This window comes from Pelomonas aquatica (genome assembly GCF_026712205.1).
Lineage (GTDB): Bacteria > Pseudomonadota > Gammaproteobacteria > Burkholderiales > Burkholderiaceae_C > Pelomonas > Pelomonas aquatica.
Map to the genome: position 1 here is coordinate 197,605 of NZ_JAPPUW010000002.1, position 24,849 is coordinate 222,453.

The window sequence follows — 24,849 nt, forward strand, 5'->3', positions numbered from 1 at the left end:
CCCGCCTGAACGCCGCCGGCCACAAGCCGCGCGGCGTTTTTCTTTTCACGAGCTTCACCGAGGCTGACGACGAATGACGACGACCACCGCGAACCTGCACGCGACGGCCCCCGCGGCCAAGATGCCGCCGCAGATCCCCTACATCATCGGCAACGAAGGATGCGAGCGCTTCAGCTTCTACGGCATGCGCAACATCCTGACGGTCTTCCTGATGACCAGCCTGCTGCTGGCCGTACCGGAAAACCTGCGCAAGGCCGAGGCCAAGGAGGTCTTCCACACCTTCGTCATCGGCGTCTACTTCTTCCCGCTGCTCGGCGGCTGGCTGGCCGACCGCTTCTTCGGCAAATACCCGACGATCTTCTGGTTCAGCATCGTCTACTGCGCGGGCCATGCCTGCCTGGCGGTCTTCGACGACAGCATCCCGGGCTTCTACGCGGGCCTGTTCCTGATCTCGCTGGGCTCGGGCGGCATCAAGCCGCTGGTCAGCGCCTTCGTCGGCGACCAGTTCGACAAGGGCAACCGGTCGCTGGCGCAGAAGGTCTATGACGCCTTCTACTGGATCATCAACTTCGGCTCCTTCTTCGCGTCGCTGTTCATGCCCATCCTGCTGAAGCAGTACGGCCCGCGCGTGGCCTTCGGCGTGCCGGGCCTGCTGATGCTGGTCGCGACGCTGATCCTGTGGAGCGGCCGTGCGAAGTACATGCACCAGCCGGCACGCGGCGCCAACCCGCACAGCTTCCTGAAGGTCGTCTGGACGGCGCTGAAGGCCGGCGGCGCGGGCGCGGCCATCGCGGCGCTGGGCGTCGTCGGCGCGCTCTACAGCCTGAGCCAGATCGGGGCCTTAAGCCTGGTGCCGGCCGTCTGCCTGGCCCTGGTGCTGGTCATGGGCTTCGGCGGCGCCGGCGCGGCGCTGCAGCTGGACCGCGCACGCGGCGCGCACCCGGACGAGGCCGTCGACGGCGCACGCGCCGTGCTGCGCCTGCTGGTGCTGTTCGCCCTCGTCACGCCGTTCTGGTCGCTGTTCGACCAGAAGGCCTCGACCTGGGTGCTGCAGGCCGACCAGATGAGCAAGCCCGAGTGGTTCCAGTCCTCCATGATGCAGGCGCTGAACCCGGCCCTGGTCATGATCCTGATCCCGTTCAACAACCTCGTGCTCTACCCGCTGCTGGGCCGCATGGGCCTGAAGGTGACCGCGCTGCGCCGCATGGGCTCGGGCATCGCGCTGGCCGGCGTGGCCTGGATCTTCGCCGGCATGCTGCAGCTGTGGCTGGACGCCGGCCAGGCGGTCAGCATCGTCTGGCAGATGCTGCCCTATGTCGCGCTGACGCTGGGCGAGGTGCTGGTCTCGGCCACCGGCCTGGAGTTCGCGTACAGCCAGGCGCCGCTGTCCATGAAGGGCACGATCACCAGCTTATGGAATCTGTCGGTGACCATCGGCAATCTGTGGGTGCTGCTGTCCAACGTCAGCGTGAAGAGCCCGGCGGCACTGGAGGCGATCAAGTCCAGCGGCTACAGCGAGACGGCCTGCCTGATGTTCTTCTTCGCCGGCTTTGCGCTGGTCGCCGCGGCGCTGTTCGGCCTGGTCGCGCGCCGCTACCCGATGCAGGACCATTACCGCGGCTGATGCGCCGGGGCGTGAATAGCGACCTTCGTTCGCGCCGGTTTCGTCAGTAAGCTGCGCCGGCCATGAACGACGCCCGCCCGCCACGCCCCTACGTCGACCCGACCCAGGCCGACCACGACAAGCCTCGGCCGGCGCCCGCGCCGGCCGCAGCGCCCGCCGCCTGGGCGCAGGCCTCGCACCAGCCGCGCCGCGCCGCGCGGCCCCGCCCGCGCGTGGCGCCCACGGAGAAGCGCCGCGGCTATTTCGCCAGCCACTGGCATGGCGAGCAGAGCCTGGTGCGCAGCTACTGGGTCAACAACATGCTGCTGGCCACGCCGCTGGCGCTGGCGCTGACGGGCCTGATGAGCTGGATCAGCGCCCAGGGCGAGTCGCTGCAGATCAGCGCCATCGTGCTGCTGCTGGGCCTGCCGCTGCTGGCCGCGCTGGACGTCTGGTGCATCGTCGGCGCCTGGCGGGCCGCCGCCCACTATCTGCGCGAAGGCGGCTCGCGGCTGTGGGGCTGGCTGGCGCGCCTCACGCTGGGGCTGGGCGCGCTGCAGCTGGCGGTTTCCATCCTGTTCGGCTTCCTGCCCGGCCTGGGCGAATACTGGCAGATGGCGCGCGGCATCGACCCCATCGGCCAGGCCACGCTGAGCCTGTCGGCCGACGGCCACAGCCTGCGGCTGGACGGCACCATCGGCATGGGCGACGGGGAGCGCCTGAGCGCGCTGCTGAAGACCGAGGCGGCCCGCGAACTGCGCCGCGTGGAGCTGACCTCGCCCGGCGGGCGCCTGCACGAGGCCGAGAAGATGGCCACCGCGCTGAAGCAGCACGGCTATGCCAGCCGCGCCGTCGGCACCTGCGCGAGCGCCTGCACGCTGGTCTTCCTGGCCGGCAGCCCGCGCCAGCTCACGCCGGGCGCCCAGCTCGGCTTCCACCGCGCGTCGACCGGCACCTACAACCCGGTCTTCGAGGAGCTGGCCAACCAGCAGCTCGCCGCCACCTACCGCGACCTGGGCCTGCCGCAGAGCATGATCGACAGGACGCTGCGCACGCCGTCGCACGGCATCTGGTTCGCGCCGCGCGAGGACCTGCTGGCGCATTCGCTGATCACGCCGCTGCCGCAGACCCTGGCCATCGCGCTGCCGCCCGCCGGCCACGCCAGCCTCGCCGACTTCGACGACGCGCTGCGCATCCACCCGGTCTGGGACGCTCTCGAAAAGCGCAACGGCGGCACCATCGCCGCGGTGGCCAAGCACATGCTCGATGCCCAGGCCGGCGGCGCCGCCGACGAGGCCGTGCAGGCCGCCGCCTGGTCGCCGCTGGCCAGGCAGATGCCCGGCCTCATCGCCGACGGCGACGGGCCCACGCGCCGGCACTATGTGCAGCTCGTGACCGACCAGCTCAAGGCCCTGCGCACGCCGCCCGGGCCCGGCCAGCGCCCCGCCTGCCGCGACCTGCTGGACGGCCGCCTGGGCTCGCGCCAGTTGCTGCCGCTGCCCCTGCAGATCCGCGAGAGCCAATGGCTGCAGGAGGCGGCCGGTGCCGCGCCGCCGCGCTGGCTGCCCAAGCCGGCCAGCGCCATCGAGATCGAGGTGCTCGACCGCACCGTGGGCTCGGCCGCGATGGGCATGCTGTCGCGCCTGTGGGCCGATGCGCCCGACGCCGCGCCCGGCCCCGGTGCCGGCTGCGACGCAGTCATCGCGACGCTGGACCGCCTGCCCTCCCTGCCGCCGGCCCGCCGCGAGCTGGTCGAGCGCCTGCTGTTCCAGCCGCGCTGAACCGGGCCGCACAAGCCCGCGACGGTGAAATTACCCCCCCCCCCCCCCGCTGCCACCCCGGCAGCGTTTTCGGAGTTGCTCCCGTGCCCCTTTTCCCGCTCCTGCGCATGGATATGGACATGGACATGGCGATGAACGCCAAGGGCGAGTCCCAGAAGAAGCCCTGAGCGGCCGTCTCGACGACGACGAAGGAGACCGGGTCGTCGCTTTCGTCAGCGACCATCATGTCTAAGCGGTTGATCAGGGCGAATCTTCTTTTTGTGTTGAACGCAAACCAACATTCACAATCGGACCCATACCGCCCGGGTTGAAAAGACGTTGAACGACATGAGGAGGCTTTCAGGAGCTGATGTCCATCAAATCAAATCGAGTACCGCTCGTGGAAGTCCGGGATCTCATCCACATCGGAAGCCCGCTTCCGTTCAAGGTTCTTGACTCGCTGGAGCGCCTGCTCCTGAACGAAGGCCAGGTGATCCAGGACGAGGGGCAGTTCGACGCCCTGAACGAGCGCGGCGCGTGGGCCGAACGCGCCAGCGTGGACGCCGAGCGCAAGGCTCGTGCCGCCGCGAATTCGCAGCCGGTCTTGTCGACCTTGTCGCATTTCGATCAATGGGAACGTCTGCAATGGCAGTTTGACAAGCTCGCCCGCGGACTGGCTCGGCGGGAACTGCCCGGCACCGCGTTGGAGCCGTTCTACGACGAACTGCTCGCGCGTCTCGACCGCGACCCCGACGCCGCCATTTTCCTCTGTACGCGCCAGGAAGACCGTCGATTCGCGCTGTACCCGATTCGACACTCGATCCATTGCGCCGTGCTCACGACCTTGACGGCTCGACATCTCGGCTGGGACAGTGCCCGCGTCCACTCGCTTGGACGCGCCGCACTCGCGATGAACCTGTGCATCCTGGAGTTGCAGGCAACCCTGGCCGAGCAAGGCGAGGCCCCGACGAAAAGGCAGATGGACCAGATCCGTGCCCACCCGAGCGCGGCCGTCACGCTGCTGAGAGAGGTCGGCATCACCGACGAGGCCATGCTTGATGCCGTCGCCGATCACCATGAGCACGACGGCGGCGGTGGCTATCCGAATGGCAAGAACAAAGTATCACCGGAGGCCCGCATCCTGCGCGCCATCGACGTCTACATGGCCAAGATCAGCCCTCGCGCGAAGCGTCCAGGCATCCTGCCGAACGACGCGGTTCGTCAGCTCTTCCAGCAGAGTCCCGGCGATGCATTGTCGATGGGCGTGATCAAGACGCTCGGCGTTCATCCGCCGGGCAGTCTGGTCAAACTTCAGTCCGGTGAAATCGCCGTGGTGACTCGAAGGCCCACGGCCGGCATACAGCCGCTGGTGGCAACGCTGAGTGACCGGCAAGGTCGCCCTCGTGCGGAGACTCATCACCGCGACTCGGCTGATCCCGAGTTCGCGATCGTGGCCGCACTGCCAGTTTCCAAGGAGTTTTCTCGAGTCGCAGCTGAGCGTGTCTACGGGTTGATCAACGACTGAAGCGTCCTCCGACACCACCGGGGTTAGATGGAGATTCCCACGTCCGCCGGCGCGATGCCCCCCGAGCCGCAAGCATCAGCCTGCACCATTGACGCGTATTCGAGCGGTATCGCTAATCGGCTTTCTCGACGACAACGAAGGAGACTGCGTAGTCGCTCTCGTCGCTCAACGTCACCTGCCCTCTCAGGTCCCGCTCGGCGAACCAGTCCGCCAGCGGGCCGCTCAGCTTCAGCAGGGGCTTGCCGCTGGCCTGGTTCAGGATCTGGCAGTCGGGCATGCGCATCGGCAGATGCAGGCCCAGGCCGATGGCCTTGCTGAAGGCCTCCTTGGCCGAGAAGCGCGTGGCCAGATAGCGCAGGCCACGCGTCTCGGAGCGCGCGCGGCGGGCGCGGAAGACCTGCAGTTCGTCCGGCCCCAGCACCTTCTCGGCAAAGCGCTCGCCGCGGCGGGCCAGCGTGGCCTCGATGCGGCGGATGTCGCAGATGTCCGTACCGATGCCGTGGATCATGCGGCGGCGATCGCGCGCAGATAGGCCTTCACCGTCTCGGCATAGCCCAGCTCCAGCGCATCGGCGATCAGTGCGTGGCCGATGGACACTTCCTTCACGCCGGGCACGGCGCGCAGGAAGGCCGCGAGGTTGTCGCGGTTCAGGTCGTGGCCGGCGTTGATGCCCAGCCCCAGCTTCAGCGCGGCCTCGGCCGTGGCCTTGAAGCCGGCCAGCACGGCGTCGCCGCCGGGCGTGGCGTAGGCGCTCGCGAAGGTCTCGGTGTAGAGCTCGATGCGGTCTGCGCCCAGCTCGGCCACCGCGGCCATCGCGGCGGGGTCGGGGTCCATGAAGAGGCTGACGCGCACGCCGAGATCCTGGGCCTCCCGGATCAGCGGCTTCAGCCGCGCGGCGTCCTGCGGCAGCGTCCAGCCGTGGTCGGACGTGAACTGGTCTTCCGCGTCGGGTACGAAGGTGACCTGGTGCGGGCGGTGCTTGCGCACGAAGTCCATCAGGTTCTGCGTCGGGTTGCCCTCGATGTTGAACTCGGCCTGCGGCCAGTCCTTCAGGAAGCCGGCAAGGTCGTCGACATCGCGCGCGCGGACGTGGCGGGCGTCCGGCCGCGGGTGCACCGTGATGCCCTGGGCGCCGGCCAGCAGGCACTGCTCCGCGGCGCGCAGCACGCTGGGGATGCCGAGGTGGCGGGTGTTGCGCAGCAGCGCGACCTTGTTGACGTTGACCGACAGCGCGCAGCGGGTGCCGGCTTGAGCGAACGGATTCATGATTCAAGCAGTTGTTGCACGTCGACCATGAGCGCGCGGGTGCGCAGCGGCTGGTGGCCCAGATGGTAGTGGAGCAGGCCCCGCAACATTGTCTTCAGGGTCTGGGGCGCGGCCACGCAGGCCTGGCGAAGTGCGGCCATGCTGCCGTGAAGGAGGGCAGCCTGGAGCTGGATCAGCAGGGCGCCGGGCAGGCCGGCGTCGCTCGTCGGCGGGATCAGGCCCGACTCGGGCGACAGCTGGTAGCGGCGCGCCGGGTCGACATGGGCCTGGGTCGGCGTGACGACGCTGAGATCGGGCAGCAGTCCCAGTTCGGCCAGCAGCTTCAGCTCGAAGGCACGCAGCACCGCGTCGCCGTCGGCCAAGTGGGCCAGCGTGTCGGCATAGGCGTCGAAGAGCTGGGGGTGCGGGTCGTGGCGGGCCAGCAGCTTCAGCAGCAGCTCGTTCAGGTAGTAGCCGGAGAACAGCGCGGCACCCGATGGCAGCGTCGCGCCGCCGCCCCATTCGGCGCCGCGCAGCGTCTGCACCTCGCCGCCATCGGTCTTGGCCGGCTTGCTCAGGCTGACGCTGATGCGCTGCAGCGGCAGCAGCACGGCGCGCAGCTGCGAGTAGGGCCGCTTGGCGCCCTTGGCCGCGACAGCGACGCGGCCGGACTCGCGCGTGAACAGGTCGAGGATGAGGCTGGACTCGCTCCAGTCGTGCTGGTGCAGCACATAGGCGGGCTGCACCGAAGGCGTTCGAGCCGCGCTCACCGCCCGACGCCGGGCCGCCCCAAGTCGGGCGAGCCCCCTCGGGGGGTGGGCGGCGTATTCGCGGACCTGGGGGCCTCACTCATAGCCGTAGCTGCGCAGGTGTTCCTCGCTGTCGGCCCAGCCGGATCGCACCTTGACCCACAGCTCCAGGAACACGCGGCCGTCCATCAGATGCTCCAGCTCCTGGCGCGACTCCGAGCCGATGCGCTTCAGCCGCTCGCCGCCCTGGCCGATGATCATGCCCTTGTGGGCGTCGCGCTCGACGACGATGCTGGCGCTGATGCGGCGCAGTTCGCCCTCCTCCTCCCACTTGTCGATGACGACGGTGGAGGTGTAGGGCAGCTCGTCGCCGGTCAGGCGGAACAGCTTCTCGCGGATGATCTCGCTGGCCAGGAACTTCTCGCTGCGGTCGGTCAGCGCGTCCTCGTCGTAGAACCAGCCCTGCTCGGGCAGATAGGGCTTGAGGATCTTGAACAGGCGCGTGACGTCGGCCTCCTTCTTGGCCGACAGCGGCACGAACTCGGCGAAGTTGCGCCGCTCCTGCATGCCCTTGAGCCAGGGCGCGAGCTCGGCACGGCGGTGCACGGCGTCGAGCTTGTTGGCGATCAGCACGACCGGCTTGTCCTCGGGCAGCAGGGACAGCACCTTGGCGTCGTCCAGGCCGAAGCGGCCTGCCTCGACGACGAAGAGCACCAGGTCCACATCGGCCAGCACGCCGTGCACGGTGCGGTTGAGCGTGCGGTTCAGCGCGGCGTTGTGCTTGGTCTGGAAGCCGGGCGTGTCGACGAAGACGAACTGGGCCTCGTCCACGGTGCGCACGCCGGTGATGCGGTGGCGCGTGGTCTGGGCCTTGTCGGACGTGATGCTGACCTTCTGGCCGACGAGGGCGTTCAGCAGCGTGGACTTGCCGACGTTGGGCCGGCCGACGATGGCGATGAGGCCGCAGCGCTGCGGGGCTCCGGTTTCAGGCTTGGCGGTCTCGGTCATGGTTTGCCTCGTTCGGCGGTCAATCTGTCCAGCAGCCGGCGGGCGGCCTCCTGCTCGGCGGTGCGGCGCGAGCGGCCTTCGCCCAGTTCGGCCATGTCCAGGGCCGGCACGGCGCATTCGACCTCGAAGGTCTGGGCGTGCGCCTGGCCCCGCGCCGCGACGATACGGTAGCTCGGCACGGCGATGCGGCGGGCCTGCAGCCATTCCTGCAGCGCGGTCTTGGCATCCTTACCGAAGTCGCCCGCGCCGGCGGCGGTCGCGATGGTCTCGCCGAGCAGGCGGCGCACGACGGCCAGGGCCGCCTCGTAGCCGGCATCGATGTAGGCGGCGCCGAGCACGGCTTCGACGGCGTCGGCCAGGATGGACGGGCGCTGCGCGCCGCCGCCGCGGGCCTCGCCGTCCGACATCTTCAGCACCTCGGGCAGGCCGAGGGCCAGGGCCAGCTTGTGCAGGCTGTCCTCGCGCACGAGGTGGGCGCGCACGCGGGTCAGGTCGCCCTCGTCGGAGCCGGCATAGCGCTCGTAGAGCAGGCTGGACACGGCCAGGCTGAGCACGGCGTCGCCGAGGAATTCGAGGCGCTCGTTGTGGTCGGCGCCGAAGCTGCGGTGGGTCAGCGCGCGCGCAAGCAGGTCGGGCCGCGCGAAGCGGTGCCCGAGGCGCTTTTGCAGGGCATCGAGCGCGGCGGAACTCATCGAGCGGTCACTTCGACCGGCCCCGGTACTTGATCAGCAGATAGACCGGCCCGAACAGGTCGATTTCCTTGTCGTAGGCGAACTCGATGACGACCTTGTCGCTGCCATCCTTGCTGACCACGAGATCGGCGCTCTTGATGCTCTGGATGGAGTATTCGGTGATCGTGGCCCGGTCGAACTCCGAGCGCACGGCCGGCACCGTGGCCGGGTTGGACGCCGCGATGCGGTCGACGGTGCGCTGGATGGTGTAGTACTCCAGCACCGTCGGGAAGAGCTTCATCGCAACGACCGCCGTGACGGCGATGAGGGCGCCCCAGAACAGCAGGCCGATCAGCGTGAGGCCGCGCTGGCGACGGAGGTTCGACGACGGCATGGGGTGGCGGCTGCGGCTCATCTGGGCATCAATTGAAGAAAGTACCGACGCGCTTGAGGTTACCGAAATTCATCCAGACCAAGAAGGCCTTGCCGACGATGTTCTCGTCCGGCACGAAGCCCCAGAAGCGCGAATCGCGCGAGTTGTCGCGGTTGTCGCCCATCATGAAGTAGTGGCCGGCCGGCACCTTGCAGCTCACGCCCTCGATGGTGTAGCGGCAGTTCTCCTGGAAGGGAAAGGGGCCGTCGGCCCGGTCGGGGCGGAAGAAGCGCTGGGCGCCCGGCTCGACGAGAAGCTGGTGCTCCTTGTCGCCGAGCTTCTCCAGGAAGCGCTGGCGGTAGACACGCGCGTCCTCGTCGTAGAAATTGCCCTGGGCCTGCACGGGCGCGGGCTGGCCGTTGATGTAGAGCTTCTGGTTGGTGTAGGTGATCTCGTCGCCCGGGACGCCCACCACGCGCTTGATGAAGTCGGTGCTCGGGTCCTCGGGGTAGCGGAACACCATCACGTCGCCGCGCTGCACATCGTGGTTGGCGATGATCTTCTTGTTGATGACCGGCAGGCGGATGCCGTAGTGGAATTTGTTGACGAGGATGAGGTCGCCCACCAGCAGCGTCGGCACCATGGAGCCGGACGGGATCTTGAACGGCTCGAACAGGAAGCTGCGCAGCAGGAAGACGATGAGGATCACCGGGAACAGACCGGCGGTCCAGTCCAGCCACCAGGGCTGCTGCAGGATCTGCTGGCGAGCCGGTTCGACGTCGCCGTCCACGCGGGAGATGCCCTGGGCCGCGAGGGCCTCGCGGCGCTTGGCGTCGTTGGACAGCAGCGCATCGGCCGCGGCACGCCGGGCCGGCGCGAAATGGAAGCGCTCGGCCAGCCAGTAGAACAGCGTCACCGTGGTCAGGATGAAGAGCAGCAGCGCGAAGTTGCCGCTCCAGCGGCCGACATACCAGCCGCCCAGGTAGGCCACCAGGGCCGCGTACAAAACACCGGTCAGAGCACTCATCGGGGAGGTATTCAAGGCAGGAAGGGGGTCAGTCGTCGACTTGCAGGATGGCGAGGAAGGCTTCTTGAGGCACCTCGACCGAGCCGATCTGCTTCATGCGCTTCTTGCCGGCTTTTTGCTTTTCCAGCAGCTTGCGCTTGCGGGTGATGTCACCGCCGTAGCATTTTGCCAGCACGTTCTTGCGCAGCGCCTTGATGTTCTCGCGGGCGATGATGTTGGCGCCGATGGCGGCCTGGATGGCCACGTCGTACATCTGGCGCGGGATCTGCTCGCGCATCTTCGCGGCCACGCCGCGGCCGCGGTACTGGCTCTGGCTGCGGTGCACGATCATGGCCAGCGGGTCGACCTTGTCGCCGTTGATCATGATGTCGACCTTGACGACGTCGGCGGCGCGGTATTCCTTGAACTCGTAGTCCATGGACGCATAGCCACGCGACGCGCTCTTGAGCTTGTCGAAGAAGTCCAGCACGATCTCGGCCAGCGGGATCTCGTAGGTCAGCATGACCTGCTTGCCGTGGTAGGCCATGTTCAGCTGCACGCCGCGCTTCTGGTTGGCCAGCGTCATGACGACGCCGACATAGTCCTGCGGCATGTAGAGGTGCACCGTGACGATGGGCTCGCGGATCTCGCGCATGCGGCCGATGTCGGGCATCTTGGACGGGTTCTCGACCTGGATGACCTCGCCGTCGTTCAGCTCCACCTCGTAGATGACGCTGGGCGCGGTGGTGACGAGGTCCTGGTCGAACTCGCGCTCCAGGCGCTCCTGCACGATCTCCATGTGCAGCAGGCCCAGGAAGCCGCAGCGGAAGCCGAAGCCCAGCGCCTGGCTGACCTCGGGCTCGTAGCGCAGCGAGGAGTCGTTCAGGCTGAGCTTTTCCAGCGCATCGCGCAGCTGGTCGTACTCGCTGGCCTCGGTCGGGTACAGGCCCGCGAACACCTGGGGCTGGATCTCCTTGAAGCCGGGCAGCGCCTCCGTTGCCGGGCCGGCGTTGTTGGGCAGCTTCTTTTCCAGCGTGACGGTGTCCCCGACCTTGGCGGCCGCCAGCTCCTTGATGCCGCAGATGATGAAGCCCACCTCGCCGGCCTTGAGCCCTTCGCGGTTCTCGCTCTTGGGCGTGAACACGCCGAGGTGCTCGATCGGGTAGACGGCGTTGGTCGCCATCATGCGGATGCGCTCGTTCTTGCGCAGCTCGCCGTCCACCACGCGCACCAGCATGACGACACCGACGTAGTTGTCGAACCAGGCGTCGATGATCATCGCGCGCGGCGGCGCGTCCGGGATGCCGCGCGGCGGCGGCATGCGGGCGATGACGGCCTCCAGGATCTCGTCGATGCCCATGCCGGTCTTGGCCGAGCAGGGGATGGCGTCGTCGGCGTCGATGCCGATGACATCCTCGATCTCGGCCTTGGCGTTGTCGGGGTCGGCGGACGGCAGGTCCATCTTGTTGAGCACCGGCACGACCTCGACGCCGAGGTCCAGCGCCGTGTAGCAGTTGGCCACCGTCTGCGCCTCGACGCCCTGCGAGGCGTCCACCACCAGCAGCGCGCCCTCGCAGGCCGACAGCGAGCGGCTCACCTCATACGAGAAGTCGACGTGGCCGGGCGTGTCGATCAGGTTGAGGTTGTAGACCTTGCCGTCCTTGGCCGTGTACTGCAGCGCCGCAGTCTGCGCCTTGATCGTGATGCCGCGCTCGCGCTCCAGGTCCATCGAGTCCAGCACCTGCGCTTCCATCTCCCGATCGCTCAAGCCCCCGCAGCGCTGGATGATGCGGTCGGCCAGCGTGCTCTTGCCGTGGTCGATGTGGGCAATGATGGAGAAGTTGCGGATGTGGTTCATGGGCTACGTGCGCAGCACGCCTGGGAGTAGGACACAACGGCGAAGCCGTTGCAGCGCAAGCTCACATCGCTTGCGATGTGAAGCCGCGAAGCGGCGTGCTGAAGCTAAAAAAAAGGCACGTCGAAGAGGTGACGCGCCTTCCAACAAAAGGTATGGCAACTGCTTGTTGGGCTTCCATTGTAGCCAAAAGGCCTGGCCGGGAAACCGCACCAGCATTGGTTTTCCGGCCGTTGCAGGCTGCCAACAAGGATTTTCATCCACAGCTTATCCACAAGTTCTTGTGGATCGCCTGTGGATCAAATCCCGGCTTCGTCGGCCGTCACGGATTCCATCGCCAGACACCGCTTTCCGGGGTGCGTCAGGGCCATATTTTAGCGGGCGGCGCGAACAATCCTGGTCTGGCCGAAAAAGTTAGCCGGCGCCAACTTCAAGAAACGGTGGACAACCTTGAGGACGCATCCGGCCGGGCTTGCCACATCGCGGAAAGCCCGAGCCGGCGGCCGAGGTTTAGGCGCCCGTTCAGCGGCTCGGCTTCAGCAGCACGAAGCTGACAACGTCATCCCGGCGCACGACCAGGTTGATGACCTTGGCCTTGTCGGCCTTCGCGATCTGCGCCTGGAAGGCCTTGACCGAGGCCACCTCGACGTTGTCCACCGACAGGATCAGGTCGCCCTCGCGCAGGCCGGCGCGCGCGGCGGCGCCGGTGACGGCGTCGACCCTGACGCCGGGCTTGCCCTTCAGGTCCTTGCGCTGGGCTTCGGTCAGCTCGGCCACCTTCAGGCCCAGAGCCGCGCTCGGCGCCGCGGCCGGCGCGGCCTCGCCGTCGCCGCCGGCGGCAGCGCCCTGGCGCCTGCTGCGCTCGTCCTCGGCGATGGTGACGGCCAGGTCCTTGTAGGCGCCGCGGCGGAACACGGTCAGCGTGGCCTTCGCGCCCGGCTTCACGGCCGCGATCAGGCGGCGCAGGTCGGCGGCCTTCTCGACCGGCTTGCCGTCGACCTTGGTGATGACGTCGCCGCCCTCGACGCCGCCCTTCTCCGCCGGGCTGCCGGCCGTCACGTTGCGCACGACGGCGCCGGCCGCCTTGCCCAGGCCGATGGCCTCGGCGACTTCCTTGGTGATGTCGTCGGGCAGCACGCCGAGGAAGCCGCGCACGACGCGGCCACCGGCGCGCAGCTCGTCGGCCACGCGCATCGCCTCGGCGATCGGGATCGCGAACGAGATGCCCATATAGCCGCCGCTCTGGCTGTAGATCTGCGAGTTGATGCCGATGACCTCGCCGCGCATGTTCACGAGCGGGCCGCCGGAGTTGCCGGGGTTGATGGCCACGTCGGTCTGGATCAGCGGCAGCAGCTCGCCGGTGTCGCGCTGCTTGGCGCTGATGATGCCGGCCGTCACCGAGTTCTCCAGGCCGAAGGGCGAGCCGATGGCCATGACCCACTCGCCGACCTTGGCCCGGCCGCTGTCGCCGACCTTGACGACCGGCAGGCCCGTGGCCTCGACCTTCACGATGGCCACGTCGGAGCGCTGGTCGGCGCCGATGATCCTGGCCTTGAACTCGCGCTTGTCGGTCAGCGTGACGATGACCTCGTCGGCGCCCTGCACGACGTGGGCGTTCGTCATCACATAGCCGTCGGCGCTGAGGATGAAGCCCGAGCCGACGCCGCGGCGCGTCGGCGCATCGTCGTCCTCGCCCGGGGCGCCGCCGCGCGGCGCGCCGCGGCGCTGGTTGGGCACGGGGATGCCGAAGCGACGGAAGAACTCCTGCATCTGCTCGTTCATCTCGCCCTGGTTGTCGGCGACCTTGACCTTCTCCGCGGTGCGGATGTTGACGACGGCCGGCCCGACGCGCTCGACCAGTTCGGTGAAGTCCGGCAGCTCGCGGGCCTGGGCGACGGCCGGCTGTCCAAGCGCAAGGGCGAGAGCCAGCGCCGTGCCCGAAAGCAGCAGGCGAGCACGGGTGGGATGGGAAAGATTCTCAGCGTGCATATTGAGTTTCCGGGGATGCGACAACGAAAGGGTCAGGTGGAACGACAGACGGATCAGCGACCGGGAGCCTCGGCGGGCCGCGAGGCTGCGGGTTCCGGCAGGCCCAAGCCCCAGCCCGGGATCTCGGGCAGGGCCTCGGCCTGCAGGCCGCCGAAGGCCGGCAGCGTACGGCCTGCGGCGGTCTGTGCAAAGCTGGCGCCGCCAAGCCCCTGCATTTGCACCGCCGGGACTGGCGCAGCGGCGACGACGGCGTCGGGTGCAGGCACCGTCGGCCTCAGCGCCCCGATGCCGACGGCCATCGCGACAAAGCCCGCCGCAACGGCCAGCGGTGCGAACCAGTCGCGCCGGCGCGGGTGCCCGGCAACCGGCGCAGGCAGTTGCGCATGCAGGGCGTCGAGCAGGGCTTCGGGATCGCGGTGCAGGTCCGGCAGTTCGGCCGCCCGCAGGCCATCACCGGCGGCATGCCAGAGCGCCCAGCGCTCGCGCAGGGACGGGTCGCGCGCCCAGGCTGCCTGCACGCGAGCCCAGTCGGCCGGCGTCGCGCGGCCGTCCATGACGGCCGACAGGGCCTCGCCCAGCATCGCTTGATCGGCGCTCACCATCGCCGCCCTCCCCCGCCGCCCAACAGCGGCCGCAGCCGCGCGGCCACGGCTTCGCGGGCGCGGAAGATGCGCGAGCGCACGGTGCCCGGCGGGCAGTCCAGCAGGTCGGCAATCTCGTCGTAGCTCAAGCCATCCACCTCTCGCAGCAGCAGGGCGCGGCGCTGGTCCTCGGCCAGGGCCTCGACCGCCGCGTTCAGCCCCTGGGCCAACTGGCGGCTGGCCAGCAGGGCCTCGGGGGTCGCATCGTCGGTTGGAGCCGCCTCGGTGACGAAAGTTCCGTCCTCGTCGTGCAGCGACTCGACGGGCCGGTGGCGGGCCCGGTGGCGCTGCGCCGCGTTGATCGCGATGCGGTAGAGCCAGGTGTAGAAGGCGCTCTCGCCGCGGAAGGCCGGCAGTGCCCGGTAGGCGGCCAGGAAGGTCTCCTGGCAGAGGTCGGCCACGTCCTCGGGCGAGCGCACGCTGCGCGCGAGCAGGCGCTCGACGCGGCGCTGGTATTTCAGCACCAGCATGTCGAAGGCGGCACGGCTGCCGGCCTGGGCCTCGCGCACCAGCAGCGCATCGGCGTCCGGGCTGTTCATGGCGGCGCCGCCGGCGCGGCGAACAGGGTCGCGCGCAGGGCGCCCCAATGGGCCGACTGCTGGTGCCGGGCCAGCGGCAGCCAGCACGGCCCCGGGCTGGCGCGCAGCAGCAGCCAGGCGTCGAGATCGATCAGCACCGCGAGCTGCACGGCGGTTTCGTCATCGCGATGGGGCTCGGCCAACCACCAGGCCTGGCCATCCCAGCGCAGCCGGCGCGGCAGCACGGCGGCGGCCCGCCAGGCCCACAGCGCCACGAGGGGCAGGGCCAGCCATGCCGGCCAGGCGGCCGCCCGATGGCTGACGGCCCAGGCGGCCAGGCCGCCCGAGGCGAGCACGGCAATGAGGGCCACCACGGCCTGCACCGCGGGCTGCGGCGCCAGCTGCACGACGACGGGCGGCGTGCGGCGCATCGCGCTGCGGCCGGCTTAGACGCGCTTGAAGATCAGCGTGCCGTTGGTGCCGCCGAAGCCGAAGTTGTTCTTCGCGGCGACCTCGATCTTCATCGGCCGCGCCTCGTTGGCGCAGTAGTCCAGATCGCATTCGGGATCGGGGTTGAAGATGTTGATCGTCGGCGGGGCGACCTGGTCGCGGATGGCCAGGGCCGTGAAGACCGACTCGATGCCGCCCGCGCCGCCCAGCAGGTGGCCGGTCATGGACTTGGTCGAGCTGACGACCATCTTCTTCGCGTGGTCGCCGAAGGCCAGCTTGATCGCGTTGGTCTCGTTCACGTCGCCCAGCGGCGTGGACGTGCCATGGGCGTTCATGTAGTGGACCTGGTCGGGGTTCATGCCCGCGTTGCGCAGCGCCGCGCGCATGGAGCGCTTGGGGCCGTCGACGTTGGGCGCGGTCATGTGGTAAGCGTCCGCACCCATGCCGAAGCCGGCCAGCTCGCAGTAGATCTTGGCGCCGCGCTTCTTGGCGTGTTCGTACTCTTCGAGCACCAGCACGCCGGCACCCTCGCCCAGCACGAAACCGTCGCGGTCCTTGTCCCAGGGGCGGGACGCGGTCGCGGGGTCGTCGTTGCGGGTGGACAGCGCCCGGGCCGAGGCGAAGCCGCCGATGCCCAGGGCCGACACCGCGCCTTCGGCGCCGCCCGCGATCATCACGTCGGCGTCGCCATACTCGATGAGGCGGCCGGCTTCGCCGATCGCGTGCAGGCCCGTGGTGCAGGCCGTCACGATCGCCAGGTTGGGGCCCTGGAAGCCGAAGTTGATGGAGACGTGGCCCGAGATCATGTTGATGATCGAGGCCGGGATGAAGAACGGCGAGATGCGGCGGGGGCCGCGGTTCATCAGCTCGGTGTGGGTGTCCTCGATCATCGGCAGGCCGCCGATGCCCGAGCCCACGAGCACGCCGATGCGCTCGGCCTGTTCTTCGGTCAGCTGATCGCCGGTCGGGATGCCGGAATCGCGCACTGCCTGGAAGGCCGCCGCCAGGCCGTAATGGATGAAGCCATCCATGTGCCGGGCTTCCTTGGCGGGGATGTAATCCTCGATGTTGAAGCCCTTGACCTCGCCCGCGAAGTGGCACGCCAGGTTGCTGGCGTCAAAGCGGGTGATGGTGGCAATGCCGGAACGCCCGGCGAGGATGTTGGCCCAGCCTTCGGCAACGGTATTGCCGACAGGACTGATCAAGCCAAGGCCGGTAACGACAACGCGGCGACGGGTCATGCAGTGCGGATCAGAGAGTTGCGAGAAAGGACTGGGCCGAGGGCCGATCAGGCCTTCTGGTGCTTGACGGCGTAGTCGATCGCCAGTTGCACGGTGGTGATCTTCTCGGCCTCTTCGTCCGGGATCTCGATGCCGAACTCGTCTTCGAGGGCCATCACCAGTTCCACGGTGTCCAGAGAATCGGCGCCCAGGTCGGCGACGAAAGCCTTTCCGTTCGTGACGTCGGCTTCCGCCACGCCGAGTTGCTCGGCGATGATTTTCTTGACTCGTGCTTCGATATCGCTCATGACTCCTCCAGGAGGGGTTTGCAAAAAACAGCCCGCCATTCTACGGGCTCTAGAGTGGCACCCCTAGTTCAAGGTGCCGGGGTGGCCTGGGAGGGTCCGCAGGCCGCCGGGGATCAGGACATGAACATGCCGCCGTTGACGTGCAGTTCGGTACCGGTAATGTAGGCCGCGCCCGGTGACGCGAGGAAGACGACGGCGGCCGCGATCTCGTCGGGCGCGCCCAGGCGGCCCAGCGGGATTTGCGCCAGCAGCGCGGCCTTCTGCGCCTCGGGCAGCACCTCGGTCATGTCGGTGGCGATGAAGCCCGGCGCGATGCAATTGACCGTGATGTTGCGGCTGCCCAGCTCGCGGGCCAGCGATCGCGTGAGGCCGGCGACGCCGGCCTTGGCCGCAGCGTAATTGGCCTGGCCGGCGTTGCCGGAGGCGCCGACGACGGAGGTGATGTTGACGATGCGACCGGCGCGCTGCTTCATCATCGGCTTGGTCGCCGCGCGGGCGAGGCGGAAGACGGCCTTCAGATTGGTGTCGATGACGGCATCCCAGTCCTCGTCCTTCATGCGCATGGACAGCATGTCGCGCGTGATGCCGGCGTTGTTGACGAGCAGTTGCAGGCCGCCTTCCTTGGCGACGATGTCGTCGATGGCGGCCTGGGCGGCGGCGCCATCGGTCACGTTCAGCACGATGCCGCGGCCGCCGTGGGCGGCGAGCGCCTCGGTGATGCCGGCGGCGCCGGACTCCGACGTGGCGGTGCCGATCACGCGCCAGCCGGCTTCGGCCAGGCGCAGCGCAATCGCGCGGCCGATGCCGCGGCTGGCGCCGGTGACGAGGGCGACGCCCTGGTTCTTGGTTTCAGGCATGGGTTCAGCCTCCCAGCAGCGCGCGGGCCTCGGCGAGCGAGGCGGGGTCGAAGACGCAGGCGGCCTGCAGTTCGGCGTCGATGCGCTTGGCCATGCCGGTCAGCACCTTGCCGGGGCCGGCCTCGATGATGTGCGTGACGCCACGAGCCTTCAGTGCCTGCACGACCTCGACCCAGCGCACCGGGCCGAAGGCCTGGCGGTAGAGGGCGTCGCGCAGCGCGTCGGCGTTGCCGGTGACGGCCACGTCGATGTTGTTGACGACCGGGAAGGCGGCCGCCTGGAACTGCACCGAGGCCAGCCTTCCCTTCAGGCGCTCGGCCGCCGGCTTCATCAGGCTGGAGTGGAAGGGAGCGGACACCGGCAGCGGCAGCGCGCGCTTGGCGCCCACGGCCTTCAGGAGCTCGGCGGCCTTCTCGGCACCGGCCTTGCTGCCGGCGATCACCGTCTGCTTGGGGTCATTGAAGTTGACGGCCTCGATGGCCTCGCCCGTCTCGGCGGCGGCCTTGGCGCAGCCCTCGCGGACGGCCTCGCCGTCCAGGCCCAGGATGGCGTACATCGCACCGGCGCCGACCGGCACGGCTTCCTGCATGGCCTGGGCGCGGAAGCGCACCAGCGGCAGCGCATCGGCCAGGCCCAAGGCACCGGCGGCGACCAGGGCCGTGTACTCGCCCAGCGAATGGCCGGCCGCGGCCACGGGCCTGGCGCCGGTCTCGGCGACGAAGGCGCGCCAGCAGGCGATGCCGGCCGTCAGCATGACGGGCTGGGTGTTGGTCGTCAGGTCCAGCTGCTCCTTGGGGCCGGCATGGATCAGCGCGCCGATGTCCTCGCCGAGGGCGGCGGAGGCTTCTTCGAGGGTGCGGCGGACTTCGGGGTGGTCGGCCCAGGCGTCCAGCATGCCCACGGCCTGGGAGCCCTGGCCGGGGAAGACGACAGCAAATTGTGCAGACATGGGAATCTCAGTAATTCAGCAGGGCCGCGCCCCAGGTGAAGCCGCCACCGACGCCTTCCAGCATCACGGTGTCGCCGCGCCGGACCTGGCCGCTGCGCACGGCGGCGTCCAGCGCCAGCGGCACGGACGCCGCCGAGGTGTTGCCATGCTCGTCGACGGTGACGATGAGCTTGTCCATCGGCATGCGCAGCTTGCGGGCCGTGCCCTGCATGATGCGGATATTGGCCTGGTGGGGGATGAGCCAGTCGATGTCGGCATCGGTCAGGCCGGCCTTGTCGAGCACCGAGCGGGCGACCTTCTCCAGCACGCCGACGGCGAGCTTGAAGACGGCCTGGCCGTCCATGCGCAGCAGCGGCGAGCCCAGCACCTGGCCGCCGGACACGGTGCCCGGCGTGCACAGGATGTCGACATGGCGGGCGTCGGCATGCAGCTCGGTGGCCAGGATGCCGGGGGTGTCGCTCGCACCGAGCACGACCGCGCCGGCGCCGTCGCCGAACAGCACACAGGTCGTGCGGTCCTTGAAGTCCAGGATGCGCGAGAAGACCTCGGCACCGACGATCAGGGCCTTGCTGGCCGCGCCGGCCTTGATCATCGAGTCGGCGACGCTGAGCGCATAGACGAAGCCAGCGCAGACGGCCTGCACGTCGAAGGCCGCGCAGCCGAAGGCGCCGAGCTTGCGCTGCAGCAGGCAGGCGGTGGACGGGAAGACCATGTCGGGCGTGGACGTCGCGACGATGATGAGGTCGAGTTCATCGGCCTTGACGCCGGCGGCTTCGAGAGCGGCCTGCGCGGCCGGGAAGGCCAGGTCGCTGGAGGTCTGGTCGGGCGCCGCAAAATGGCGGGCGCGGATGCCGGTGCGCTCGACGATCCAGGCGTCGGAGGTTTCGACGCCATCGGCCGCGAGGCGGTCGGCCAGGTCCTGGTTGGTCACCCGGTCTGCGGGCAGGAAGCTGCCGGTGCCGAGGATGCGGGAATAGCGGGGAGAAGTCATGCGGCCTGCGCGGCCGTGGCCGCGCTGTCTCCGGTGTTGTGTCCGGCATCGGTCACCGACGCTTGCAGCGTGCCGACGATGCGCTCGTGTACCCGGTCAAGCAGCCGGTTGCGGGCGGCATCATAAGCGCGGGCCAAAGCGTTCTCGAAGGCGAAGGCATCGGCGGAGCCATGGCTCTTGAAGACCAGGCCGCGCAGGCCCAACAGTGCCGCGCCGTTGAAGCGGCGATGGTCGACGCGGTGCTTGAAGCGGTTCAGGACCGGCATGGCGACGAGCGCCGACAGCTTGCTCAGCCAGCTGCGGTTGAACTCCGCCTTGATGAAGCCGCCCATCATGCTGGCAAGGCCTTCCGACGCCTTCAGCATGACGTTGCCGACGAAGCCATCGCAGACGACGATGTCGGTCGTGCCCTTGAAGATGTCGTTGCCCTCGACGTTGCCGAAGAAGTTGAGCTGGCCGGCCGCGCCCGCGGCACGCAGCAGCTCGCCGGCCTGCTTGATCGTCTCGCTGCCCTTGATGGCTTCCTCGCCGATATTGAGCAGGCCGACGCTGGGCTCCTCGATGCCGTCCACGGCACCCACCAGCGCGCTGCCCATGACGGCGAACTGCAGCAGGTTCTCGGCCGAGGAGTCGACATTGGCTCCCAGGTCCAGCACGGTCGTGAAGCGGCCGGCCGCGTTGGGCATCACGGCCGCGATGGCCGGACGGTCGATGCCCTCCAGCGTCTTGAGCAGCACCTTGGCGACGGCCATCAGCGCGCCGGTGTTGCCGGCAGACACGCAGGCATGGGCCAGCGCGGGCTCACCGCCGCGGCCCTCCTTCAGCTGCTGGATGGCGACGCGCATCGACGAGTCGCGCTTGCGGCGCAGTGCCACCTCGATGGGGTCGTCCATCGTGACCACCTCGCTCGCCGCGACGATGCGGCAGCGCGGCCAGGCCGCCGCGGCGGTCAGCGCCTCGGGCTTGCCGACGAGGATGAGCTCGGCGCCGGGATGCTTGTCCAGAAAGGCGCGGCAGGCCGGCAGCGTGACCGAGGGGCCGTGGTCGCCGCCCATGCAGTCGACGGCCAGGCGGACGGGATCGGGCAAGGGGGAGATCATGTCAGTTATCCATAGCGCTGCGCGTCACCCGCAGCTGACGAAACGACGGTATTCCGGGCCAAGCGCCGGGCCGCTCCCAAGCCGGCCCGCCTGAGGCTGTTTGCGGCTCGATGCCGCAAGCGGCCTCGTCCCCACGGGGGACCGACCAGGCTCGCCCGCGTTCAGCGCGGCGAGATGGGCGAGGGGCAATTTCACGCCAACCACAAAGACCAAACCCGGCGCTGCGCGATACGCAGGCCGGGTCGGCAGATTCTTCGAGGGTGCGGCGCCGCGGCAGGCGACGCCGAGCGTCATCAGGCCGCGTCGGCCTTGCTCTTCAGCACCTTGCGACCACGGTAGAAGCCGGTGGGGCTGATGTGGTGACGCAGATGCACTTCGCCGGTCGTCGGCTCGATGGCCGTGCCCGGGGTCACCAGGGCATTGTGGGAACGGTGCATGCCGCGCTTGGAGGGCGACTTCTTGTTTTGCTGAACGGCCATGAAATTCTCCGAAATCTGCGGGGTTTGGGGGCGCGACCCCGGGGAGTGAGGGCAAAGCTCGAACTCCAGGCCGCAGAAAAGCCCATGAGTGTAGCAGCGAAAGCCCGGATCGCCAAGACATCCCCGCTCCGGACAGCAGAAGCGGCACGCCAGGCATGGCCGTCAATCGCCCTTGCGCTTGAGCGCGGCCAGCGCGGCGAAGGGATTGGGACGCTCCTCGGGCGCTGCGTCGCCCACCTCGTCGGCATGCGCCAGCGGCTCCGGGCAGTGCTCGTGGCGAGGCACCAGCGGCAGGGCCAGCAGCAGCTCGTCCTCGATGAGCTCGCGGGCATCGAGATGGCGCGGCAGGGCCAGCACATCGTCGTCGCTGTCGGCATCCAGCGCGGCGGCCTCGGCCTCGGTGTCGACGAAACGGATCCAGCGGTCGACGTCGACAGTCTCCTGCACCGGCTTCAGGCAGCGCTGGCAGGTCTGCGCGACCTGGGCGGAGGCCGTGACGTGCAGCCAGGTCTGGACCGCCGCGGCCTTGGGCTGGCGGATCTCGCCGTGCAGGCTCCAGCTCAGCGCCGGCCAGCCGCTGGCCGGCGCCTCGGGCGCGGCCGATTCGGCCAGGCGCTCCAGCGATGCCGCGGGCCATTCGCCCTGCAGGCTGGCGCCGTCATGTGCGAACGCGGCGAGGTCGAGCTTCTCGGGAACAAAGGCGCGCGATTTCATGGGCCGGAGTTTAGGCGGGGGACAATGCCGCGATGCCCGCATTGATCCTCGCCTCGACCTCGCGCTACCGCCAGGAACTGCTGAGCCGACTGCGCCTGCCCTTCGAGACCGTGGCGCCCGAGGTGGACGAAACCGCCCTGCCCGGCGAGGCCCCGGCGGCGCTGGCCGAGCGGCTGGCCCTGGCCAAGGCCCGCGTCGTCGCCGCGGCGCACCCGGGCGCCATCGTCATCGGCTCGGACCAGGTGGCCGACCTGGGCGGCGCGGCCATCGGCAAGCCCGGCGGCCACGAACGCGCCGCCGAACAACTGCGCCAGATGAGCGGCCGGGAGGTCGTTTTCCAGACCGCCGTCGCGGTCGTCGCGCCGGGCCTGGCGGCCATCGAGCGGGCCGAGGTGCGGGTGCGCGTTCGCGAGCTGAGCGACGCGGCCATTGAGGCCTATCTGCGTGCCGACCAACCCTATGACTGCGCCGGCAGCGCCAAGGTCGAGAGCCTGGGCATCGCGTTGCTGGAGGCCGTCGAGTCCGACGACCCGACCGCACTGATCGGCCTGCCGCTGATCCGCACCTGCGCGCTGCTGCGCCGCGCCGGCCTGGAGCCGCTGGCATGAAGGGCCGGCTGATCCTGATGCCCAACACGCTGGACTTCGGCGTGGACGACAGCCTGGACCTGAGCGAGGTGCTGCCGCAACGCGTCATAGCCATGGCGGCGCGGCTGACCCACTGGGCGGCCGAGAACGCGAAGACGACGCGTTCGCTGCTGAAGCGCGTCGGCGCGATCACGCCGCTGGCGCAGCCGCTGCAGGCCCTGCAGATCGCCGAACTGCCGCGGGCCGCCAAGGGCCGTGCGGCGGGCGACGACACGGCCGCCTGGCAGGCGCTGCTGGCGCCGGCTCTCGCGGGCCACGATGTCGGGCTGATCTCGGAGGCCGGCCTGCCGGCCGTGGCCGACCCGGGCGCGCGCCTGGTGGCGCTTGCGCACGCGGCGGGCATCGAGGTCGTGCCGCTGTCCGGGCCAAGCTCGTTGCTGCTGGCGCTGGCGGCCAGCGGACTCAACGGCCAGAGCTTTGCGTTCGTCGGCTATCTGCCGGTGGATGCCGGCGCCCGCGCGGCGCGCATCCGCGAGCTTGAAGCCTTGTCGGCCAAGGCCCAGCAAACCCAGCTGCTGATCGAGACGCCCTACCGCAACGAAGCACTGCGGCAGGCCCTGCTGGCGGCGCTGAAGCCCGGCACGCGGTTGTCGATCAGCGTCGGCCTGACCCTGCCCGGCGGTTGGACGCGCACCGCGACGGTGGCGGATTGGAAGAAGGGCAGCGCGGCCGCCCTGCCCGACCGCATTCCGGCGGTCTTTGCCTTATTGGCCTAACCCTCGACGGGCGCCGGTTTCTTGGCACCGAACAGCGCCGCCACCTGCTTCTTGGGCTTGATGTAGCTGGACAGGCCCTTGGCCGGCGCTGCGGACTTGGCCTTTTCCCAGGCCGGCGGCTCGCCGGAGGCCGCGCTGGCCTCGTAGGGCTTGTCGAAGAACGGGTCCTTGGGCGGCGCGGGCGGACGGAAGGCCGGGGTACGCGGCGCGGGCCGGCTGCTCGCGGTCTCGTCCTCGTCGTGGCGGCGACGCTCGAAGCGCGGCGGCCGGCTGTCCTGCAGCTCGAAAGGGTCGAGGTCGATCTTGCGCTTGATGAGCTTCTCGATGTCTGCCACCAGGCGCGCATCGGCCTTGGTCACCAGCGTGACCGCCAGGCCCGACGCGCCCGCGCGGCCGGTGCGGCCGATGCGGTGCACATAGTCCTCAGCGTTGAAGGGCACGTCGAAATTGAAGACCGCCGGCAGGTCGGCGATGTCCAGGCCGCGCGCGGCCACGTCGGTCGCGACGAGCAGGTCCACCTCGCCGCGCTTGAAGGCGTCCAGCGACTTCAGGCGCTCGTCCTGAGACTTGTCGCCATGCAGAGCCGCCGTGCGCAGGCCGTCGCGCTCGAAGGCACGCGCCAGCCGGGCGACGCCGAGCTTGGAGTTGCCGAACACGATGGCCTGGCGGATAGCCCGCTCCTTCAGGATCTGCTTGATGATCGCGCGCTTGTCGTCGTCGCTCGCGCTGATGAAGCGCTGTTCGACGGTGGAGGCCGTCTGGTTGGGGCGGGCCGTCTCGACGAGGATGGGGTCCTGCAGATAGCTCTGCGCCAGCCGCTTGATCTCGGGCGAGAAAGTGGCCGAGAACAGCAGGGTCTGGCGCGCCTTGGGCAGGAAGCTCAGGATGCGCTGCAGGTCGGGCAGGAAGCCGATGTCGAGCATGCGGTCGGCCTCGTCGAGCACGACGTACTCGACCTGGTTCAGCACGCAGTTCTTGGCCTCGATGTGGTCCAGCAGGCGCCCCGGCGTGGCGATCAGCACCTCGACGCCGGCCTTCAGCGCAGCGGTCTGCGGCTTCATGTCGACGCCGCCGAAGACGACGACCGAACGCAGCTGGGTGTGCTTGGCGTATTTCTTGACGTTGTCGGCGACCTGATCGGCCAGCTCGCGCGTCGGCGCCAGCACGAGGGCCCGCACCGGATGGCGGGCCGGCGACACGCTCGGGTTCTCGTACTTGAGCATGCGCTGCAGCAGCGGGATCGAGAAGGCGGCCGTCTTGCCGGTGCCGGTCTGCGCGGCGCCCATGACGTCGCGGCCCTGCAGCACGATGGGGATCGCCTTGGCCTGGATGGGCGTCATCGTCAGGTAGCCGGAATCGGCCACGGCGCGCAGCAGCTTGGCGTCGAGAGGGAGGGTGTCGAAGCGAGCCGGCGGGGCGTCGACGACGGGAGTTTCAGTCTGGGAAGCGGTTTCGCTCATAGCCCTCGATTATCG

Annotated in this window: 27 protein-coding genes; 6 read left to right on the top strand and 21 right to left on the bottom strand. The window is 69.2% G+C overall.

The window, feature by feature from the left end:
* The first annotated feature begins 73 nt into the window (after positions 1–73).
* From NYP07_RS03235 to NYP07_RS03245, 3 genes are all read left to right on the top strand, one after another.
* On the top strand, positions 74–1,624 hold the full coding sequence (locus tag NYP07_RS03235; RefSeq protein ID WP_268147368.1) for a POT-type proton-dependent oligopeptide transporter: 1,551 nt from the start codon (positions 74–76) through the stop codon (positions 1,622–1,624).
* Between the two features lie 62 nt (positions 1,625–1,686).
* Positions 1,687–3,384, top strand: a complete 1,698-nt coding sequence (locus NYP07_RS03240) for a COG3904 family protein (RefSeq protein ID WP_268147370.1) — start codon at positions 1,687–1,689, stop codon at positions 3,382–3,384.
* A 349-nt stretch (positions 3,385–3,733) separates the two neighbouring features.
* Entirely contained in the window at positions 3,734–4,888 is a 1,155-nt protein-coding gene (locus tag NYP07_RS03245) for an HD-GYP domain-containing protein (protein WP_268147373.1), read from the top strand.
* Positions 4,889–5,000: 112 nt separating this feature from the next.
* On the opposite strand, the gene acpS is transcribed toward NYP07_RS03245, so the two are convergent.
* The 8 genes from acpS to lepA form a co-directional block, all read right to left on the bottom strand.
* Complete coding sequence (gene acpS, locus NYP07_RS03250; RefSeq protein ID WP_268147375.1) at positions 5,001–5,396, bottom strand: holo-ACP synthase; 396 nt, start codon at positions 5,394–5,396, stop codon at positions 5,001–5,003.
* Entirely contained in the window at positions 5,393–6,154 is a 762-nt protein-coding gene (locus NYP07_RS03255; protein ID WP_268147377.1) for a pyridoxine 5'-phosphate synthase, read from the bottom strand. Before NYP07_RS03255 ends, acpS begins: the two co-directional genes overlap by 4 nt.
* Complete coding sequence (gene recO / locus NYP07_RS03260) at positions 6,151–6,903, bottom strand: DNA repair protein RecO (protein ID WP_268147379.1); 753 nt, start codon at positions 6,901–6,903, stop codon at positions 6,151–6,153. Before recO ends, NYP07_RS03255 begins: the two co-directional genes overlap by 4 nt.
* 75 nt (positions 6,904–6,978) lie before the next feature.
* On the bottom strand, positions 6,979–7,890 hold the full coding sequence (gene era, locus NYP07_RS03265; protein WP_268147382.1) for a GTPase Era: 912 nt from the start codon (positions 7,888–7,890) through the stop codon (positions 6,979–6,981).
* The gene (rnc, locus tag NYP07_RS03270; protein WP_268147384.1) at positions 7,887–8,582 is read right to left on the bottom strand and encodes a ribonuclease III; all 696 of its coding nucleotides are present in this window, start codon (positions 8,580–8,582) and stop codon (positions 7,887–7,889) included. The genes era and rnc overlap by 4 nt, the downstream gene beginning before the upstream one ends.
* A gap of 7 nt (positions 8,583–8,589) precedes the next feature.
* The gene (locus NYP07_RS03275) at positions 8,590–8,976 is read right to left on the bottom strand and encodes a DUF4845 domain-containing protein (RefSeq protein ID WP_268147386.1); all 387 of its coding nucleotides are present in this window, start codon (positions 8,974–8,976) and stop codon (positions 8,590–8,592) included.
* 7 nt (positions 8,977–8,983) lie between these two features.
* Positions 8,984–9,961, bottom strand: a complete 978-nt coding sequence (lepB, locus tag NYP07_RS03280) for a signal peptidase I (RefSeq protein ID WP_268147388.1) — start codon at positions 9,959–9,961, stop codon at positions 8,984–8,986.
* 28 nt (positions 9,962–9,989) lie between these two features.
* The gene (gene lepA / locus NYP07_RS03285; protein WP_268147390.1) at positions 9,990–11,798 is read right to left on the bottom strand and encodes a translation elongation factor 4; all 1,809 of its coding nucleotides are present in this window, start codon (positions 11,796–11,798) and stop codon (positions 9,990–9,992) included.
* A 77-nt stretch (positions 11,799–11,875) separates the two neighbouring features.
* Between lepA and NYP07_RS03290 the strand changes: the two genes are divergently transcribed.
* On the top strand, positions 11,876–12,349 hold the full coding sequence (locus NYP07_RS03290) for a hypothetical protein (RefSeq protein WP_268147392.1): 474 nt from the start codon (positions 11,876–11,878) through the stop codon (positions 12,347–12,349).
* Here the strand turns inward: NYP07_RS03290 and NYP07_RS03295 are convergent.
* From NYP07_RS03295 to NYP07_RS03350, 12 genes are all read right to left on the bottom strand, one after another.
* Positions 12,318–13,784, bottom strand: a complete 1,467-nt coding sequence (locus NYP07_RS03295) for a Do family serine endopeptidase (RefSeq protein WP_268147394.1) — start codon at positions 13,782–13,784, stop codon at positions 12,318–12,320. The genes NYP07_RS03290 and NYP07_RS03295 overlap by 32 nt on opposite strands.
* A 53-nt stretch (positions 13,785–13,837) precedes the next feature.
* On the bottom strand, positions 13,838–14,383 hold the full coding sequence (locus NYP07_RS03300) for a sigma-E factor negative regulatory protein (protein ID WP_268147396.1): 546 nt from the start codon (positions 14,381–14,383) through the stop codon (positions 13,838–13,840).
* A complete protein-coding gene (locus NYP07_RS03305) occupies positions 14,380–14,964 on the bottom strand; it encodes a sigma-70 family RNA polymerase sigma factor (protein WP_268147399.1) in 585 nt (194 codons plus the stop codon). The genes NYP07_RS03300 and NYP07_RS03305 overlap by 4 nt, the downstream gene beginning before the upstream one ends.
* Positions 14,961–15,374 carry a hypothetical protein gene (locus tag NYP07_RS03310; RefSeq protein ID WP_268147402.1) on the bottom strand — a complete coding sequence of 138 codons (414 nt, stop codon included), beginning with the start codon at positions 15,372–15,374 and terminating at the stop codon, positions 14,961–14,963. Before NYP07_RS03310 ends, NYP07_RS03305 begins: the two co-directional genes overlap by 4 nt.
* 15 nt (positions 15,375–15,389) lie before the next feature.
* Positions 15,390–16,634, bottom strand: coding sequence for a beta-ketoacyl-ACP synthase II (fabF, locus tag NYP07_RS03315; protein WP_268147403.1), 1,245 nt, complete (start codon positions 16,632–16,634; stop codon positions 15,390–15,392).
* Positions 16,635–16,681: 47 nt separating this feature from the next.
* Entirely contained in the window at positions 16,682–16,921 is a 240-nt protein-coding gene (gene acpP / locus NYP07_RS03320) for an acyl carrier protein (RefSeq protein ID WP_132573846.1), read from the bottom strand.
* A gap of 113 nt (positions 16,922–17,034) precedes the next feature.
* Positions 17,035–17,778, bottom strand: a complete 744-nt coding sequence (gene fabG / locus NYP07_RS03325; RefSeq protein WP_268147407.1) for a 3-oxoacyl-ACP reductase FabG — start codon at positions 17,776–17,778, stop codon at positions 17,035–17,037.
* A 4-nt stretch (positions 17,779–17,782) separates the two neighbouring features.
* Positions 17,783–18,727, bottom strand: coding sequence for an ACP S-malonyltransferase (fabD, locus tag NYP07_RS03330; RefSeq protein ID WP_268147409.1), 945 nt, complete (start codon positions 18,725–18,727; stop codon positions 17,783–17,785).
* Between the two features lie 7 nt (positions 18,728–18,734).
* Positions 18,735–19,718: a beta-ketoacyl-ACP synthase III gene (locus tag NYP07_RS03335; protein WP_268147412.1), complete on the bottom strand. Its 984-nt coding sequence runs from the start codon at positions 19,716–19,718 to the stop codon at positions 18,735–18,737.
* The gene (gene plsX / locus NYP07_RS03340; RefSeq protein WP_268147414.1) at positions 19,715–20,818 is read right to left on the bottom strand and encodes a phosphate acyltransferase PlsX; all 1,104 of its coding nucleotides are present in this window, start codon (positions 20,816–20,818) and stop codon (positions 19,715–19,717) included. The genes NYP07_RS03335 and plsX overlap by 4 nt, the downstream gene beginning before the upstream one ends.
* Positions 20,819–21,111: 293 nt before the next feature.
* The gene (gene rpmF / locus NYP07_RS03345) at positions 21,112–21,297 is read right to left on the bottom strand and encodes a 50S ribosomal protein L32 (protein WP_056876082.1); all 186 of its coding nucleotides are present in this window, start codon (positions 21,295–21,297) and stop codon (positions 21,112–21,114) included.
* Between the two features lie 162 nt (positions 21,298–21,459).
* Positions 21,460–22,011, bottom strand: coding sequence for a YceD family protein (locus NYP07_RS03350; protein WP_268147419.1), 552 nt, complete (start codon positions 22,009–22,011; stop codon positions 21,460–21,462).
* Between the two features lie 32 nt (positions 22,012–22,043).
* Here NYP07_RS03350 and NYP07_RS03355 point away from each other — a divergent pair, with 32 nt between their 5' ends.
* Positions 22,044–22,619 carry a Maf family nucleotide pyrophosphatase gene (locus NYP07_RS03355; RefSeq protein WP_268147420.1) on the top strand — a complete coding sequence of 192 codons (576 nt, stop codon included), beginning with the start codon at positions 22,044–22,046 and terminating at the stop codon, positions 22,617–22,619.
* Complete coding sequence (locus NYP07_RS03360; protein WP_268147422.1) at positions 22,616–23,374, top strand: SAM-dependent methyltransferase; 759 nt, start codon at positions 22,616–22,618, stop codon at positions 23,372–23,374. The genes NYP07_RS03355 and NYP07_RS03360 overlap by 4 nt, the downstream gene beginning before the upstream one ends.
* Here NYP07_RS03360 and NYP07_RS03365 read toward each other — a convergent pair.
* Positions 23,371–24,834 carry a DEAD/DEAH box helicase gene (locus NYP07_RS03365; RefSeq protein WP_268147424.1) on the bottom strand — a complete coding sequence of 488 codons (1,464 nt, stop codon included), beginning with the start codon at positions 24,832–24,834 and terminating at the stop codon, positions 23,371–23,373. The genes NYP07_RS03360 and NYP07_RS03365 overlap by 4 nt on opposite strands.
* Positions 24,835–24,849: the final 15 nt, after the last annotated feature.

Bases quoted from the DNA above. Each gene is read 5' to 3' on its own strand.
- NYP07_RS03235 (WP_268147368.1), top strand. From the start codon at position 74: ATGACGACGACCACCGCGAACCTGCACGCGACGGCCCCCGCGGCCAAG.
- NYP07_RS03240 (WP_268147370.1), top strand. From the start codon at position 1,687: ATGAACGACGCCCGCCCGCCACGCCCCTACGTCGACCCGACCCAGGCC.
- NYP07_RS03245 (WP_268147373.1), top strand. From the start codon at position 3,734: ATGTCCATCAAATCAAATCGAGTACCGCTCGTGGAAGTCCGGGATCTC.
- acpS (WP_268147375.1), bottom strand. From the start codon at position 5,396: ATGATCCACGGCATCGGTACGGACATCTGCGACATCCGCCGCATCGAG.
- NYP07_RS03255 (WP_268147377.1), bottom strand. From the start codon at position 6,154: ATGAATCCGTTCGCTCAAGCCGGCACCCGCTGCGCGCTGTCGGTCAAC.
- era (WP_268147382.1), bottom strand. From the start codon at position 7,890: ATGACCGAGACCGCCAAGCCTGAAACCGGAGCCCCGCAGCGCTGCGGC.
- rnc (WP_268147384.1), bottom strand. From the start codon at position 8,582: ATGAGTTCCGCCGCGCTCGATGCCCTGCAAAAGCGCCTCGGGCACCGC.
- NYP07_RS03275 (WP_268147386.1), bottom strand. From the start codon at position 8,976: ATGAGCCGCAGCCGCCACCCCATGCCGTCGTCGAACCTCCGTCGCCAG.
- lepB (WP_268147388.1), bottom strand. From the start codon at position 9,961: ATGAGTGCTCTGACCGGTGTTTTGTACGCGGCCCTGGTGGCCTACCTG.
- lepA (WP_268147390.1), bottom strand. From the start codon at position 11,798: ATGAACCACATCCGCAACTTCTCCATCATTGCCCACATCGACCACGGC.
- NYP07_RS03295 (WP_268147394.1), bottom strand. From the start codon at position 13,784: ATGCACGCTGAGAATCTTTCCCATCCCACCCGTGCTCGCCTGCTGCTT.
- NYP07_RS03305 (WP_268147399.1), bottom strand. From the start codon at position 14,964: ATGAACAGCCCGGACGCCGATGCGCTGCTGGTGCGCGAGGCCCAGGCC.
- NYP07_RS03310 (WP_268147402.1), bottom strand. From the start codon at position 15,374: ATGCGCCGCACGCCGCCCGTCGTCGTGCAGCTGGCGCCGCAGCCCGCG.
- fabF (WP_268147403.1), bottom strand. From the start codon at position 16,634: ATGACCCGTCGCCGCGTTGTCGTTACCGGCCTTGGCTTGATCAGTCCT.
- acpP (WP_132573846.1), bottom strand. From the start codon at position 16,921: ATGAGCGATATCGAAGCACGAGTCAAGAAAATCATCGCCGAGCAACTC.
- fabG (WP_268147407.1), bottom strand. From the start codon at position 17,778: ATGCCTGAAACCAAGAACCAGGGCGTCGCCCTCGTCACCGGCGCCAGC.
- fabD (WP_268147409.1), bottom strand. From the start codon at position 18,727: ATGTCTGCACAATTTGCTGTCGTCTTCCCCGGCCAGGGCTCCCAGGCC.
- NYP07_RS03335 (WP_268147412.1), bottom strand. From the start codon at position 19,718: ATGACTTCTCCCCGCTATTCCCGCATCCTCGGCACCGGCAGCTTCCTG.
- plsX (WP_268147414.1), bottom strand. From the start codon at position 20,818: ATGATCTCCCCCTTGCCCGATCCCGTCCGCCTGGCCGTCGACTGCATG.
- rpmF (WP_056876082.1), bottom strand. From the start codon at position 21,297: ATGGCCGTTCAGCAAAACAAGAAGTCGCCCTCCAAGCGCGGCATGCAC.
- NYP07_RS03350 (WP_268147419.1), bottom strand. From the start codon at position 22,011: ATGAAATCGCGCGCCTTTGTTCCCGAGAAGCTCGACCTCGCCGCGTTC.
- NYP07_RS03355 (WP_268147420.1), top strand. From the start codon at position 22,044: ATGCCCGCATTGATCCTCGCCTCGACCTCGCGCTACCGCCAGGAACTG.
- NYP07_RS03360 (WP_268147422.1), top strand. From the start codon at position 22,616: ATGAAGGGCCGGCTGATCCTGATGCCCAACACGCTGGACTTCGGCGTG.
- NYP07_RS03365 (WP_268147424.1), bottom strand. From the start codon at position 24,834: ATGAGCGAAACCGCTTCCCAGACTGAAACTCCCGTCGTCGACGCCCCG.